The following is a 14,910-nucleotide window of genomic DNA, read 5'->3' on the forward strand; positions in this document are numbered from 1 at the left end:
TGTCGTGCAGCCGTGCTGTTCGCGGCCACGCCCATGACTGCACAAAGCGGCTGCATTTCTGCACTGGCGGGATAGTGGGTTCACCTGCGGGAGTGCCGGCCTGTCTCTGCCTGCCCTAGGATCGAAGCCGTAGCCGGGGTGTCGGCCGCGCCGCGCGCGGTGCATCCCGCATTCTGCTGCCGTATGGCAGGGCTCGAACCTATTACCAGATCAAGGAGACCGAAATGAATGCTTCGAAGCAGATGAAGGCAATGCGCGTACACGACGCCAGCGGCCGTTTTCAGCTTGACACATTGCCGCGTCCGGAGCTGCTGCGCCCGACAGACGTGCTCGTCGAAGTCAAGGCATCCGGCGTCGTGCCGAACCTGCGTAATGTGATCAGCCACTATGGCGAACGCTCTTACCTGACCTTGCCGGACTTGCCCGCGATTTTTGGTCTCGATACCGCAGGCGTCGTCGCCGAGGTCGGCGAGGCTGTGACTGGCATCGTGCCAGGTGATCGTGTGTACATCAATCCGGGCCGTTCGTGCGGATCGTGCCATGCCTGCCGCAATGGTGATCCGACAAACTGCGTCGCATACACCTTCCAGGGCTATTTCGGCTTTGGACCCCGCTCCAAGCAGATTTACAAGCAATATCCGTACGGCGGCTTCGGTCAGTATGCAACAGCGCCGGCTGACGGTCTGGTGAAGCTGCCGCCAGCGGTCAGCTTCGAGCAAGCGGCCCGCTTCGGCTATCTGGGTACAGCCTATTCGGGTTTGCGCAAGGCAGGTGTCGGCGCCGGCAAGACGGTGCTGATCAATGGCGCCAGCGGTACGCTGGGCCTTGGGGCGGTGCAGATCGCGCGGGCGATGGGCGCGGTCAAGATTTTCTGCGTTGCACGCAACCCTGACTTGCTCGAACGCGTGCGTGCGCTCGATCCGCAACGCATCCGCACCTTCTCGTATGGTTCCGGCGATCTCGGTGCATGGGTGCGGGACGAGACGGGCGGCGTGGGCGTCGATGCAGTGCTCGACGCGATCGGCCCGGGCGCGTCGCACCAGGTCACGCTCGATTGCCTGAGATCGCTCGCACGTGGCGGCCGCCTGGTCGAAGTCGGTGCCATGTCCGATCCGCTGCCCTTGAACCTGCACGAAATGATGTGCTCGCAGATCAGCCTGATGAGCTCCCTGTGGTTCACGGTGGGCGAAGGTCAGGATCTTGCCTATATGGCCGCAGCGGGAACGCTGGATTTGAGCGTCTTCGATCATCACCGCTACACGCTGGAGCAGGCTAACGAAGCGCTCGCCGATGCCGAGCAGCGCAAGGGCGGTTTCGTCAACGTGGTGATCGTGCAGTAAGCGCACGGCCCAAATACAACAAGGACAAGGAGTTTGAAATGGTAAGACGTATCGTAACCGGCGAACGGAACGGCAAGTCGGTGGTGGTATCCGATGGTCAGGTGGAAAATACTCACGACTACGCGTCGGTGCCCGGTTTTCGCACCACGCTCGCGTGGGCCACTACCGAAGCCGAGCCCACGTTGCCATTCGATGGGCGCGACCCAGTGGCGCGTATCGAATCCATGTTGCCCGCTCCGCATGGCACGCGTGTCATTGTCGTGCAGTTCCCGCCCGATAGCGTGATGGCTGCGCCTGGCTTCGACGGTGCCGCGGCCGGCGCGGAATACGCAAAGTACCTGCCGGGTCTCGCCGAGAGCTTCGATAGCGACGGCTCCGGTTTTCACCGGACCGCGACGGTCGACTACGACGTGATCCTGTCCGGAGAACTCTGGCTCGAGCTCGACGATGGCGAGGTTCGTCATCTCAAGGCAGGGGATGTCGTGATCCAGAACGGCACACGCCATGCATGGCGCAACCGGACTGAAACGCCGGCAGTGATGCTGTCCGTGCTGATTGGCGCCAAAACCTGACAGACCGACACAGGAGTCTCCGTATGTCACATCATCACGCACACGCGCATCAGGGCGAATTCGATGAGAACGCTGCCGCGAAGCTCGAATGGAGCGACGCGATGTTACTTGGTCATCCCCCGATGGACGACACGCATGAAGAATTTGTGCATGTCGTCAAGGCACTTGCCGCGTCCAATGCGGTAACGGCCCTTGGCTGCCTGCAGGCGGTCGAGGATCATCTGCTTGCACATTTCGAGGCAGAGCGAAACTGGATGGTGCGCACGGAGTATCCAAACATGGATTGCCATCTCGACGAGCATCAGAAGGTGCTTGACACGGTACTGGAGGTGAACCGGCTCGCAAAGGCCGGCCAGATCGGCCTGCGCGATGTGCAGCGCCTTGCTGCCGCGCTCGCCGACTGGTTCCCGAAGCACGCCACATATCTCGATTCCGCGCTGTCCGCCTGGATCAGCAAACGCAAGCATGGCGGCTTACCGGTGATTCTGCGACGCGACGTTGCTGCCGGTGTGCAGCAAGAATCGACATTCGCCTGAGCGAAGGAGGGCTGCATGTTGATGAAAGATAAGGTTGGCCTGGTGACGGGCGGCGGCTCCGGCATGGGGCGCGCCACTGCACTGACACTCGCGGCGGAAGGCGCGACGGTAGTGCTCGCGGGCCGTACAGAAGACAAGCTCGCCACCGTGCGCAATGAAATCGTCACGTCGGGCGGCAGGGCGGAGATCAGGGTGATGGACGCGTCGCGCCGCGAAGACAACGAAGCGCTCGTCCGGTTCATCGAGTCACGTTTCGGCCGCATCGATTTCGCGTTCAACAACGCGGGCGGTCACGCCGATTTCAAGCCGATCCATCAGACGCCGGTCGAGGAGTCGGAATGGATCATCGACCTCAACTTCAAGGGTGTCTATTACGGAGTGAAGTATCAGATCGAGGCCATGCTGCGAGCGGGTGGCGGTGCCATCGTGAACAATGCGTCGATCTTTGGCCTGCGCGGCATGAATGGCATTGCCCACTATGTGGCGGCCAAGCATGCGGTCGTTGGTCTTACAAAGGCGGTTGCGAAAGAGTACGCGGGCCAGAACATTCGTATCAATGCAGTATGCCCGGGCGCGACCGAGACGCCGAATTACATGCGTTCGACAGGCGGCGACGTTCATCTGCTCGACGACATGATCCCGATGCGCCGTATCGGCCAGCCACAGGAAGTGGCTGATGCCGTGCTCTACCTGCTGTCGGCAAAATCGGCTTATGTGACGGGCACGACGCTGTCCGTTGACGGCGGCATGACGGCCTGAACAGCAAACACAAACTACAAACACGAACAACAAACACCAACACGTCAAATCCGCCGCGAGGGCTGAGTCCTGTGCAATGCACGGCTCAGCCCTCGCTCATTGTGGCGTTCGATTTTTCAGTTCAACGACACAAAAGAGAGCAGCCCGAAACACGGGCGCATTCCTGATCGCTGAAGTCTGCGCATTGCCATGCAGATGAATGCAAATGCAGCGCGTGTTTTTTGCATTGATGGGATAGTGCGTTCGCCTGCGGGAGCGCCAGCCGGAATGCTGCTACGTATTATGAAATCACTGCTTCGCATAGCACGAAGCGTTTTTCCAAACAGTAGGAGACTCTCATGGCAGATCAACCGGTTGTCCGTCGCCGCGTCGTCAAGAACGGCATCAGTGAATCGCGCACCAATAACAGCAAAGTGCAGAGCCAGTACCAGCCGTACAAGGATGCGGCCTGGGGCTTCATCAATCATTGGTACCCGGCTTTGTTCAGCAATGAACTGCAGGAAGGTCAGGTCGAAGGCATCCAGATCTGCGGCATTCCCATTGTGCTGCGTCGTGTGGATGGCAAGATCTATGCGCTGAAGGATCAATGTGTGCACCGCGGTGTTCGCCTGTCAGAGAAGCCGATGTGCTTCACCAAGGACACGATCTCGTGTTGGTATCACGGTTTTACCTTCAATCTCGAGTCGGGCGTGTTGTCCACCATCGTGGCCAACCCGGATGACAAGCTGATCGGCACGACCGGCATCACCACTTATCCGGTGCAGGAAGTTGCGGGCATGATTTTCGTGTTCGTACGCGAAGACGATTTCGCCGATGCCGACGTCCCGCCGCTGTCCGATGACTTGCCATTCCGCTTTCCGGACAACAGCGAGCGCTTCCCGCACCCGCTGTGGCCGTCCGCACCGAGCGTGCTGGACGAAGGCGCGGTAGCGCTTGGCATGCATCGCACCGGCTTCGGCAATTGGCGCATCGCTTGCGAGAACGGCTTCGACAATGCCCACATCCTGGTCCACAAGGACAACACAATCGTCCATGCGCTGGATTGGGTTCTTCCCCTGGGGATCTTGCCCGCCAGCGACGACTGCATTACCACGATCGAAGACGACAAGGGTCCGAAGGGACTGATGCAGTGGCTGTTCACCGACAAGTGGGCACCCGTGCTCGAGAACGAACAGCTCGGCCTCAAAGTGGAAGGCATCAAGGGCCGCTACTACCGTACCTCGGTGGTGTTGCCGGGCGTGCTGATGGTCGAGAACTGGCCGGAAGAGCATGTGGTGCAGTACGAATGGTACGTACCAATCACCGACGACACGCACGAATACTGGGAAGTGCTGGTGCGCGTCTGCCCAACGGAGGAAGACCGCAAGAAGTTCCAGTATCGCTTCGACCGTGTCTACAAGCCGCTCGCGCTGCATGGCTTCAACGATTGCGATCTGTATGCCCGCGAAGCGATGCAGAACTTCTACGCCGACGGCACCGGCTGGGATGACGAGCAACTCGTGGTAACCGACGTGTCTCCCATCACCTGGCGCAAGGTGGCATCGCGCTGGAACCGTGGGATCGCCAAGCCCGGACGCGGTGTGGCTGGCGCACTGAAGACGACCAGCCTGCGCTTCAAGGACACCGCCGACGGCATGCGACCCGGCTACAAGGTTCCGAAGATTTCGGACGAAGAGTAAGAGAGAAGGACAGGGCTGCGCCATCGGGCGCGTCCCTGTTTCGCTGCTCGCGAGCCTGACGGCCGGTGGCCGGTGTTTCCGGGCTCGCCAGACCCTCTCTTGTTTCTCGCGCGGCGGCATTCCTTTCACCGGAGCTGCAGAAAAACCACCCGCGCGACGAAACCTTCGCATCGCCCTTCTTTCGTGGCGAGGAGTGAGCATGGAAAACGAATTGCATTATCTGGAAGTGTCCGATCTGTCGCTGCTGATCCGCAGCGGCAAGATTTCGCCCGTCGAAGTGACGAAGGCGCAACTTGCGCGTATCGAGAAGCTCGACGGCAGTCTCAACAGCTATGCCTGCGTCGCGGCGGAGCAGGCGCTGGCGCAGGCGCGCCAGGCCGAAGCCGACATCGCGCGCGGCGACTATCGTAGCCCCTTGCATGGCGTGCCGGTTGCCGTCAAAGACCTGTTCTGGACGAAGGACATGCCGACCACGGCGGGTACCACAATCTACCGCGACTTCCTGCCGCCGGAAGACGCCACGGTGGTGACACGCTTGAAAGAAGCGGGTGCGGTGATCCTCGGCAAGCTGCGCATGACCGAGGGCGCGTTTGCCATTCATCATCCCGACCTGCCGGCGCCGAACAACCCCTGGGGCGCGGCGCATTGGGCCGGCGCTTCGTCCAGCGGCAGCGGCGTGGCCACGGCGGCGGGCCTCTGCTATGGCGCGCTCGGCACAGATACAGGTGGCTCGATCCGTTTCCCCTGCGCAGCCAACAACCTGACCGGCCTCAAGCCGACGTGGGGCCGTGTGAGCCGGCATGGCGTGTTCGAGCTGGCGGCCAGCCTTGACCATGTCGGCCCCATGGCCCGTAGCGCCAGGGACGTGCTCTACCTATTGTGCGCCATCGCCGGCCATGACCCCAAGGATCCCACTTCGCTACCCGGCGCGTGCCTGGAAATTCCCGGCATTGACGAAACCTTCAAGGGTCTGCGCGTGGGCGTGGACGAGTCCTGGTTGAGCGATGGTGTTGATCCTGCGATCCAGCATGGCCTGCATCAGATCATGGCGCATATCCGTGAAGGTGGCGGTGTCCTGCAAAGCGTGCGGATGCCCGATACCCGAGCCGTGAGCACCAACTGGGAGCGCCATTGCGGCGTGCAGACCGCGATCGCGCACGAAGCCACTTACCCGAGTCGAGCCGCCGAATATGGCCCTGCGCTCAGCCGCCTGATTGACGGAGGACGGGAACTGGGCGGTATGGATTACCAGCGCATCCTGCTGGCGGCGAAGCGCTTTACCGGCGAAGTCGATGCCTTGCTCAATCAGGTCGATCTGGTGCTCGCGCCCGTGCAGCCGTATGCGGCGCCGACCTACGAGCAGCTCGCTGACCTCGCGCTGGATCCAGAGGCCAATCGTCGCCTGATCCAGTTCACCTCGCCGTTCAACGTCAGTGGCCATCCCTGCCTGAGCCTGCCTTACGGCTGCACGCGGCAAGGCCTGCCCCTGGGGGTGCAATTCATCGGTAAAAAAGGTTCGGAAGCCGTCTTGTGCCGTGCCGGCATGGCCGTGCAGCGCGTCAGCGACTGGCACAAGCAGCATCCGCCCGGAATCTGAATTCATCGTAATGAGACACACCATGCATCAAGTCACACTCAATTATGCCGATGGCGTCAGCCACAGTTTTGAAGTGGCATCCGGCGAGCTCATCCTCGATGCCGCCATCGCCGCCGAGGTTCCCCTCCTGTATCAGTGCCAGTCCGGCAGCTGCTCGTCCTGTGCGGCCCAACTATCGTCGGGTGATGCGCCGGTGCGCGCCGGCGTCAGCTCGACCTTGCTGGCCAGTGAAGTGGCCACCGGCACGCGCCTGCTGTGTGTCTGCGAAGCCGGTTCGGATTGCAGCTTCGAGCTTCCCTACACCAGTGAAGCCGGCAGCGGCGCCGCGCACGCTGTCCATGCCTTCATCGACTCGGTCGAACAGATCGCCAGCAATGCCGTGCGCCTGACAGTGGAACTGGCGGAGGGAGAGTGGATGGAGTTTCGTCCCGGCCAGTTCATGCAGATCGAGGTGCCAGGACTTGGCGTGCTGCGCAGCTATTCGCCCTCCAGCGTGGGCACCGACGTGCCGAAAATGGAGTTCCTGATCCGTATCCTGCCCGAGGGCGCCATGTCCAGCTTCCTGTCGAAGGACGCCGCGCCGGATCAGGTGCTCAAGCTGAGAGGCCCGTACGGCTCCTTCTTCCTGCGCGAAGAGAAAAAGCGTGCGCCGCACATTTTCGTGGCGGGCGGCACCGGCCTCGCGCCCATCCTGTCGATGATCGACACGCTGCGCCAAAGCGGCGGACGCAAGCCGCCCATGCTGCTCAGTTTCGGTTGCGCCACGCCGGATGCGCTGTTCTGCCTAGATGACATCGAGCTGCGCAAGCAATGGCTGCCGACGCTCGAAACGCGCATCTGCGTCGACCGCGATCCGCAGGAAGGCATGCATCACGGCAATCCGGTCAGCGCCCTGCGCGAAGGCGATGTCAAGCCAGACACCGTCGCCTATCTCTGTGGGCCGCAAGTCATGATCGACGCCGCCACCAAGCGTTTGATCGAGCTGGGCGCCGATCCGGCCAACATCTACAGCGAAAAATTCACGCCGAGCAATTAGAGCGCCATGCTGCTGCGCGGCCCAATCTCGAACCGGCGATGCGCGTCGTACCGCATGTACGACCGCGCTTCCCGATTTCACCTTGGGTCGGTCGCCGCGCATGTTGTTGGACGCACTTAAGAAAAGAAACGCAAAGGAACCAGTCATGCTGCCCGCTACCACCCCCGTCCCGTTTTCAGCCGAACAGAAGAAATGGTATGAGCAGGCCTGCGCGAAGATCGATCCGAGGCGACTGCAACAACTGCTGTTCGATCTGACCGACATCCACAGCCCGACTGGCGCCACGCGCGCGGCCAGCGAATTCATGGTCGCCCACCTGGGCAAGGTTGGCTTCGATGCCGGCTACCAGCCGCTGACCGACATCAGCGGCAACGTCAAGGCACAGTACAAGGGCACGGGCGGCGGCGCGTCCGTGATGCTGTACGCGCCGATCGACACGCATCTCGACTGCACACCGGAAGAAAAGGAACTGCTGACCGGACCGGCCACCGAGGCCGACATGCAGCCGCGCGCGCAACAGATCGACGACTGGGTGTTCGGCCTAGGCGCGTCCAACCCCAAGGGCATGATCGCCACCTTGACCGAAGTCGCCACCGCGCTGATCGAAGCCAAGGTGCCGCTGCGCGGCGACCTGCTGATGGGCATGGCCGACGGCGGCATGCCGGTGGACATCGCGGCACGCCAGCACGCCGGCATGTCCGGCGGCGTGCTGCACCTGCTCAATCGCGGCATGTATCCCGACTTCGCCATCATCATGAAGCCGTGGAACTGGGTGTATCACGAAGAGCCCGGCATGGCCTGGTTCAAGTTGCGCGTCTACGGCACGCTGGGCTACGCGGGTGTGCCGCACGACATTCCCGGCTTCCGCAGCTCGGTCGGCGCCACCGCCACCGTCATTCCAGAGCTGGAGAAATGGATCATCGACTACGCCGAGAAAAATACCTCCGGCGTGGTCAAGCCGCATGGCTGGATTGCCGGCGTGCGCGGCGGCGATCCCGAACGCCCGGCCTTCCCGTCCTTCCTGACCGAATTGTTCTTCGACGTGCGGGTCAATCCACGCATGTCGCCGGCCGAGGTGAAAGCGCAGTTCGCTGCCTTTGTCGCCGACCTCAAGGCACGCCGGCCCGAGTTGCAGATGGATTGGGAAATGTACGGTTCCGTACCGGGCGGCACAACCGATCCGCACAACTGGATCATCCAGTCCTGCAAGCGCGGCTGGGAACATATCGAAGGTAAGCCGCATGGTACGCCCGACTGGCTGGGCGGACAGACCGACGGCGCGGCCTTGCGCCGCTGGGGTGTGCCGACCGCACGGATCGGCTGGCCGTGGCCGGCGCAAGGGGCGCCACTGCCGGTGGCGGAAGGGCTGGGTGGCATGGGTGCGACCTACATCCCCGAACTCATTCCCTGCGCCAGAAAAATCATGTACGCGCTCATTGATACCTTGACGCGCTCCCGCAGCGAACTGGGTTTGTCAACGCAATAACTGAAAGGATCCGACCATGAAGAAGAAACGCATCAAGCTCATTGTCCCCGTGCCGATGAGCGAACAGACCAAAGCCATGTTCGCCTCCCAGCTTCCTCCCGGCATGGTGCGCGAGGACATCGACGTGGAGTTCGTCGGCGCCGGCAGTGTGCTCAGCCTGGCCGACAGCTATTACGACACGACCCTGATGGACGCCGCAGTGCTGGCCGCCGGCATGAAGGCGGAGGAAGAGGGCTTCGATGCGGTGTGCATCAATACCGTCAGCGATTCCGGCCTCTACGGTTTGCGCTCGCGCCTGTCGATTCCCGTCATGGCACCTGGCCAGAGCGCATTCCATCTGGCGTGCACGCTCGGTCACAAATTCAGCGTCCTGACGATGTGGCCGCAGTGGTTCGCGCTCTACCGCAAGACGCTCAAGGAGTACGGGCTCGAATCCCGTGTGGCATCGATCCGCTCCATCAACGTTCGTCCTGATACGGAGTCTCTGTTGCAAGGCAAGGAGGAAGTCGTGTTCGGCAAGCTGCTGGAGCAGGCCAGGCTGGCGATCGAGGAAGACGGCGCGGATGTGCTGGTACTGGGTTCCACCACCATGCATCAGTCGCATGCCTATCTGGCAGCCAACTTGCCGGTGCCGGTCCTCAATCCCGGCGTGATCGCCTACAAGATGTGCGAAATGCTGCTCGACCTTGGCATCGCGCACAGCAAGACCGCCTTCCCCAGCCCGGAAGTGATCAAGGATCAGGCCTTCCGTATTTGATTCGGCATTTGACATGGCAGCACAGGAGCCTTGCATGAAAACGTCTCAAGCGACAGCCCAAGCGCTGTCGACCGATCTCACCATTTACCAGGCCATTGAAGCGTTCCGTAATGGCACGCTGACCAGCGCGTCACTGGTCGAGGCCTGCTTGCAGCGTATCGAGGAGCTCAAGCATCTCAACGTCTTTGTGACGGTCGATGCAGCCGGTGCGCGCAAGGCCGCCGCACAAGCCGACATGGACCGCGCTGCCGGAAAGCCACTCAAGCCGCTTGCCGGCATTCCCATCGTGGTCAAGGACAATATCCATGCCGCCGGCCTGCCGTGCACGGCGGGTTCCCCCGCACTGGCCGATTTCGTGCCCGAAAAGGATGCCCCCACATTGCAGAAGCTGCGCGACGCGGGTGCCGTGGTGCTGGGCAAGACCAACATGAACGAGTTCGCCTTTGGCGCGACGGGCTATAACCCCTCATTCAATACCGGCCGCAAGGTGGGCGTTCGCAATGCGTATGACAGTGAACGGATTGCCGGCGGTTCGTCCTCGGGCAGCGCGGCAGCGATTGGCGCACGCATGTCGCTGGCGGCGCTGGGCACGGACACGGGCGGATCGATGCGCATCCCCTGTGCGCTGAACGGCTGCGCATCACTGCGGCCCAGCAGCGGCCGTTATCCAAGCCTGGGCACGATTCCCATTTCGACCAGCCGGGATACCGTCGGGCCGATGGCGCAATGCATGTCGGACGTGGCGCTGCTTGATGCACTGATTACCGATGACTATGCCATGCCTCCCATCGCGCTGGCCGAATTGCGTCTTGGCGTTCCTGCGGAATTCTGGGCCAATCTGGACGAGGACACGCAGGCATGCGCCGAGGCAGCGCTGACCTGGTTGCGCGAGCACGGCGTGACGCTGGTCGACATTCCTGATGCGGGACTGTTCGACCTGAACCAGCCGATCGGTTTTCCTGTCGTGATCCATGAGGCACGCGTCGGCATGCAGGCGTATCTGCGCGAGCAGGGTCCGGGGATATCGATCGAGGCCATGGTCGAGAAGATCAATAGTCCGGATGTGAAAGCCATTTATGAGCAATGGGTCCTTCCCGGCAAATTGCCAACGCCGCAGGGCATGGTCGATGTCGAGCCCTTGTTCGAGGCCGCCGAGAAGACCGGCCGCAACGCGCTGAAGCAGCGCTACCAAACCCTGTTCGAAAGCTTGTCGATCGACGCCCTGGTATTTCCCACGACCACCATCGTGGCGCCGCTGGCAGGCCCGGAAGTCAATGAACCGGAAACATTCGAACGCCTGATCCGCAATACCGAACCCGCCGCCAGCGCGGGCCTTGCCTGTATCCAGTTGCCGGTCGGCCTCGGTGGGCGCAGCGGCCTGCCGGTCGGGCTGGAACTGGATGCGCCGGCTCGAAGCGATCGCCGCCTGCTGGCGATCGGGATTGCCATCGAATCGGTGCTCGGTCGTATACCGCCTGCCTGACATAGCTTCGTCGTGCTATGTGCGCTATGCGCACGGATCTCCGGCTTGTGGCGCGGCCGTCATGAATGTTGCAGGCAAGGGATAAGCCCGCAGTGTTCGGATAGTCGTGCACGAGCGGGATCGAGAAAATCCGTTCGTAGAAGCCATTTTTTGCATGTCAACTTTATGGATCGCTTTATGAACCAGTTCTCCAGTCAAAGCATGGAGCAACCGCGCCGATTGGACGGCAAGCAGCGCCTGGCCAATCTCCTCGTGTCGGCGCTGCCGTGGATGATTATCGCCGGCCTGTTGTATGCAGGCCTGTTCATCAAACCCCAGGCAGTGGGCGCGAGCGTCACACCGCCGGCGCTGGAGCGTCGCGACCGTGTCTACGGCATCGCGCACGGAGAGGGCGGCACGCTGTTGGCGGCCGCTTCCAACGGCAAGATCCTGGCCGTCGGCGCGGACCGCAAGATCGCGCGCCAGACAACGCCGGCCAACCTGTCCTTGCAGGACATCGCCGCGTACGATGCTAAGCATGCTGTGGCGGTCGGCAACGACAACGTCATTCTCACCACCGATGACGGCGGCAAACACTGGATCAAGGCCGACAAGGTGCCGCGTTCGCAAGTCGCCAACAAGCTCAACCGCGTGCGCACCGGCACCAACGGCATCGCGGTCGCCGTGGGCGAGATGGGTGCGCTGCTGCGCACACAAGATTACGGCAAGACCTGGGAGCGCTTGCGCGAAGAAGAAGACGTGGCCTGGAACGACGTTGCCATCCTGGACGGCAGCGCGTTCGTGGTGGTGGGCGAATTCGGCAAGATCCTGCGCAGCGTTGACGGCGGCAAGACTTGGGAGAAGGAACAAGCACCGGTGGAAGGTTCGCTGATGGCGGTCGCGTTCCGTGATGCATCCAATGGTATTGCCGTCGGCCTTGATGGCGTCGTACTGAGCAGCAGTGATGGCGGACGCCAATGGACCAGGATCAAGCTGCCTGCGCATGAGCATTTGCTGGATGTGCTCTGGAATGCAGACAAGAAGGAATGGTTCGCCGTCGGCTTGCTGGGCCGCTGGATTGCCGGGACACAAGGAGACACGCAAGCCACCGACAGCGTGCAATGGAAGACCGGCGTGCTGGGCGAGCGTGCCCTTTCCTGGCATACCCGCGCCCTGGCGTCCGGTTCCACCTACTGGCTGGCCGGCGCCGATGTCGGCACCTGGGACGGCCAGCGATGGACGCCGTTCAACCCGAATTGAATCCCCGAATTTTTCGAGACTGCTCCCATGATTGAACGCATCGCGCATTTCTGCATCAGCCGGCGCAAACTGGTCGTCGGCCTGCTGCTGGCCTGTACCCTCATCCTGAGCTGGTTCGCCCTGCACATCCAGGTGCGTACCGTGTTCGAGGACATGCTGCCCTCGAAGCACGAGTACGTAAAGACCCACGAGAAATTCAAGGACACCTTTGGCGGCTCGAACATGGTCACCATCATGCTCGAGGTCGACAAGGGCGACATTTTCCAGACCCCCGTTCTTGAGAAAGTGCGCGATCTGACCTTGGGCATGCGTGAAGTGTCTGCGGTCAACCAGTTCCAGATCACTTCGCTGGCGTCCAAAAAGCTCAAGGAAGTGCACGCCTCAACCAGCGGCATCGAAAGCTCGCCGCTGATGTGGCCGGACGTACCGCAGACGGCCGAGAAGATGGCCGAGCTGAAATCGGCGGTCCTGCGCAACCCGTTGGTGTACGGTCCTTACGTGTCGAAGGATTTGCAGGCCACGCTGATCACGGTGGATTTCATCGATCAGAAGGTCGATTACGCGACGGTCTTCAAGGAGATCAATGCGCAGATCGCCAAGGTTGCCGACAGCTCAGTCAAGATCCGCGTGGTCGGTGATCCGATCCTGTTCGGCTGGGTGAACCACTATCTGCCGGAAACCCTGCACCTGGTGTTCTACGCGCTGGGCGTCACGCTGGCCATGCTGTTCGTCCTGTTGCGCACCTGGCGCGGCGTCGTGCTGCCCTTGCTGGCCGGCCTTGTCTCCGCGATCTGGGCGCTGGGTATCTGCCAGATTCTCGGCATCAGTTTCGAGCCGTTGGTGATCGTGGTGGCGATGCTCATCACCTCGCGCGCTGTCTCGCACTCGGTGCAGATCGTCAATCGTTTCGATGACGAACTGGAGGCGCAGCCGCAACTCAGTGGCGCAGATCTGTCCGCCACTGCAGCCCGCGTCGCGCTGGCCGACCTGTTCCGTCCCGGCATGCTGGGCGTGATCGCCGACGCGGCCTGCATGGCGGTGGTGGCCATGAGCCCGATCCCGATGCTGCAAAAGCTCACGGTGCTGTCCGTGGTCTGGGTGTCCACGCTGACCGTCAGCGCCGTGATCCTCACGCCGGTGCTGCTGTCTTATATCCGCAGGCCACGCGGCTATGCGCATCCTCTCAATCTGCAACCGGTCTTGCGCAAGGTGCTGGACTTCGCGGTCGGCATCACCTTGTCCCGTGCCCGCTATGCGGTGCTGGGCACGAGCCTGGTGGTGATTGTCAGCGCCGGCATCTATGCGCTGAACCTGAAGATCGGCGACGCCAATCCCGGATCGCCGATCCTGTGGCCGCACGCAAAGTACAACCAGGATTCCAGGGCCATCAATTCGCGCTTTGAAGGCGTCGATCGCTTGTTCGTCGTAATTGGCGACGACAATCGGCCGGGCGTGGTCAAGGGCAATGACATACTGCCATCGATGGACCGCTTCCAGCGCTTCATGGAAGTGCAGCCCGAAATCGGCGGTTCGCTGTCGATCGCCGACGTGATCCCGCAGGTGAATGCCAGCCTGCACGAAGGCAATCCGCATTATCAGGAAATGTCGGACAACGCGACCATCAACGCCAGCCTGATGGCGATGCTGGAGTCGGTCTCCGAACCGGGCGACATGGATCGCTTTGTCGACAAGCAGGCCGCCAACGGCTCAGTCACGCTGATGTTCCGCGACCGCCAGGGCGAAACGATTCGCACCGCGGTGGCACGCATCAAGGAATTCATCGCCGCCAACCCGCTCAAGGAAGGCCACTGGCAGCTGGCAGGCGGCGCGGTTGGCGTGATGGCGGCGATCAACGAAATCATCCTCTCCAGCCAGATTGAAGCCATCGCGCTGGCGCTGCTGGTGCTGGCGGTGCTCTGCACCGTCGTCTATCGCTCGACGATCGCCGGGATGCTGTTCATGATGCCGGTCATCATCTCCAACATGCTGACCTTTGCTTTCATGGTCTGGAAAGGCATCGGCATGAACATCAATACCGTGCCGGTGGCGGCCCTCGGCATCGGCCTGGGCGTGGATTACGCGTTTTACATTGCCGACCGCGTCAAGGAAGAAATTGCCATCGGCAGCTCACCCGAGCATGCCATCAGCCAGGCGCTGCATTCGGCCGGCATGGGCGTCATCGTCACGGCCAGCGTGCTGATCCTGAGCACGCTCTTGTGGTGGGTCTCGTCGCTGCGCTTCCAGGCAGAGATGGGCCTCCTGATGGCCATCTGGCTCTCCGTCTCTGCGATGTCGGCGCTGTTCGTGATGCCTTCGCTGATCTATGTGTTCCGTCCCAAGTTCATTTTTGGCTCGCGAGGAGGAGATGCCAAGGTGCCGCTGCCGCAGGCAGCCTGATTTCTGAACAAAACAAAAACATATTTCCA

12 protein-coding genes are annotated in these 14,910 nt (G+C 61.8%); all 12 read left to right on the plus strand.

Annotated elements, in window-relative coordinates; genetic code table 11:
* The first annotated feature begins 224 nt into the window (after positions 1-224).
* Positions 225-1,340, plus strand: coding sequence for an alcohol dehydrogenase catalytic domain-containing protein (locus tag VJ698_RS15475; RefSeq protein ID WP_324103680.1), 1,116 nt, complete (start codon positions 225-227; stop codon positions 1,338-1,340).
* Between the two features lie 38 nt (positions 1,341-1,378).
* Positions 1,379-1,912: a cupin domain-containing protein gene (locus tag VJ698_RS15480; protein WP_324103681.1), complete on the plus strand. Its 534-nt coding sequence runs from the start codon at positions 1,379-1,381 to the stop codon at positions 1,910-1,912.
* A 23-nt stretch (positions 1,913-1,935) separates the two neighbouring features.
* The gene (locus tag VJ698_RS15485) at positions 1,936-2,448 is read left to right on the plus strand and encodes a hemerythrin domain-containing protein (RefSeq protein ID WP_324103682.1); all 513 of its coding nucleotides are present in this window, start codon (positions 1,936-1,938) and stop codon (positions 2,446-2,448) included.
* Between the two features lie 15 nt (positions 2,449-2,463).
* Complete coding sequence (locus VJ698_RS15490; protein ID WP_324103683.1) at positions 2,464-3,207, plus strand: SDR family NAD(P)-dependent oxidoreductase; 744 nt, start codon at positions 2,464-2,466, stop codon at positions 3,205-3,207.
* A 338-nt stretch (positions 3,208-3,545) separates the two neighbouring features.
* Complete coding sequence (locus VJ698_RS15495) at positions 3,546-4,886, plus strand: Rieske 2Fe-2S domain-containing protein (protein WP_324103684.1); 1,341 nt, start codon at positions 3,546-3,548, stop codon at positions 4,884-4,886.
* Between the two features lie 199 nt (positions 4,887-5,085).
* Positions 5,086-6,483 (plus strand): amidase, encoded by a 1,398-nt coding sequence (locus tag VJ698_RS15500; protein WP_324103685.1) that lies wholly within the window; start codon positions 5,086-5,088, stop codon positions 6,481-6,483.
* 22 nt (positions 6,484-6,505) lie between these two features.
* Positions 6,506-7,519, plus strand: a complete 1,014-nt coding sequence (locus VJ698_RS15505; protein ID WP_324103686.1) for a ring-hydroxylating dioxygenase ferredoxin reductase family protein — start codon at positions 6,506-6,508, stop codon at positions 7,517-7,519.
* Positions 7,520-7,664: 145 nt separating this feature from the next.
* Complete coding sequence (locus VJ698_RS15510) at positions 7,665-9,005, plus strand: acetylornithine deacetylase (RefSeq protein ID WP_324103687.1); 1,341 nt, start codon at positions 7,665-7,667, stop codon at positions 9,003-9,005.
* A gap of 16 nt (positions 9,006-9,021) precedes the next feature.
* A complete protein-coding gene (locus VJ698_RS15515; RefSeq protein ID WP_324103688.1) occupies positions 9,022-9,762 on the plus strand; it encodes an aspartate/glutamate racemase family protein in 741 nt (246 codons plus the stop codon).
* Between the two features lie 34 nt (positions 9,763-9,796).
* Entirely contained in the window at positions 9,797-11,245 is a 1,449-nt protein-coding gene (gene iaaH, locus VJ698_RS15520; protein WP_324103689.1) for an indoleacetamide hydrolase, read from the plus strand.
* A 177-nt stretch (positions 11,246-11,422) separates the two neighbouring features.
* Entirely contained in the window at positions 11,423-12,484 is a 1,062-nt protein-coding gene (locus VJ698_RS15525; RefSeq protein WP_324103690.1) for a WD40/YVTN/BNR-like repeat-containing protein, read from the plus strand.
* Positions 12,485-12,511: 27 nt separating this feature from the next.
* The gene (locus VJ698_RS15530) at positions 12,512-14,881 is read left to right on the plus strand and encodes an efflux RND transporter permease subunit (protein WP_324103691.1); all 2,370 of its coding nucleotides are present in this window, start codon (positions 12,512-12,514) and stop codon (positions 14,879-14,881) included.
* Positions 14,882-14,910: the final 29 nt, after the last annotated feature.

The sequence above is a fragment of the Noviherbaspirillum sp. genome (genome assembly GCF_035254685.1).
GTDB lineage: Bacteria > Pseudomonadota > Gammaproteobacteria > Burkholderiales > Burkholderiaceae_D > Noviherbaspirillum.

What these genes read in the sequence shown, in the direction of transcription:
- VJ698_RS15480 (WP_324103681.1), top strand. Translation starts at nt 1,379, where the DNA reads ATGGTAAGACGTATCGTAACCGGCGAACGGAACGGCAAGTCGGTGGTG.
- VJ698_RS15500 (WP_324103685.1), top strand. Translation starts at nt 5,086, where the DNA reads ATGGAAAACGAATTGCATTATCTGGAAGTGTCCGATCTGTCGCTGCTG.
- VJ698_RS15515 (WP_324103688.1), top strand. Translation starts at nt 9,022, where the DNA reads ATGAAGAAGAAACGCATCAAGCTCATTGTCCCCGTGCCGATGAGCGAA.
- VJ698_RS15530 (WP_324103691.1), top strand. Translation starts at nt 12,512, where the DNA reads ATGATTGAACGCATCGCGCATTTCTGCATCAGCCGGCGCAAACTGGTC.
- iaaH (WP_324103689.1), top strand. Translation starts at nt 9,797, where the DNA reads ATGAAAACGTCTCAAGCGACAGCCCAAGCGCTGTCGACCGATCTCACC.
- VJ698_RS15475 (WP_324103680.1), top strand. Translation starts at nt 225, where the DNA reads ATGAATGCTTCGAAGCAGATGAAGGCAATGCGCGTACACGACGCCAGC.
- VJ698_RS15525 (WP_324103690.1), top strand. Translation starts at nt 11,423, where the DNA reads ATGAACCAGTTCTCCAGTCAAAGCATGGAGCAACCGCGCCGATTGGAC.
- VJ698_RS15490 (WP_324103683.1), top strand. Translation starts at nt 2,464, where the DNA reads ATGTTGATGAAAGATAAGGTTGGCCTGGTGACGGGCGGCGGCTCCGGC.
- VJ698_RS15505 (WP_324103686.1), top strand. Translation starts at nt 6,506, where the DNA reads ATGCATCAAGTCACACTCAATTATGCCGATGGCGTCAGCCACAGTTTT.
- VJ698_RS15485 (WP_324103682.1), top strand. Translation starts at nt 1,936, where the DNA reads ATGTCACATCATCACGCACACGCGCATCAGGGCGAATTCGATGAGAAC.
- VJ698_RS15495 (WP_324103684.1), top strand. Translation starts at nt 3,546, where the DNA reads ATGGCAGATCAACCGGTTGTCCGTCGCCGCGTCGTCAAGAACGGCATC.
- VJ698_RS15510 (WP_324103687.1), top strand. Translation starts at nt 7,665, where the DNA reads ATGCTGCCCGCTACCACCCCCGTCCCGTTTTCAGCCGAACAGAAGAAA.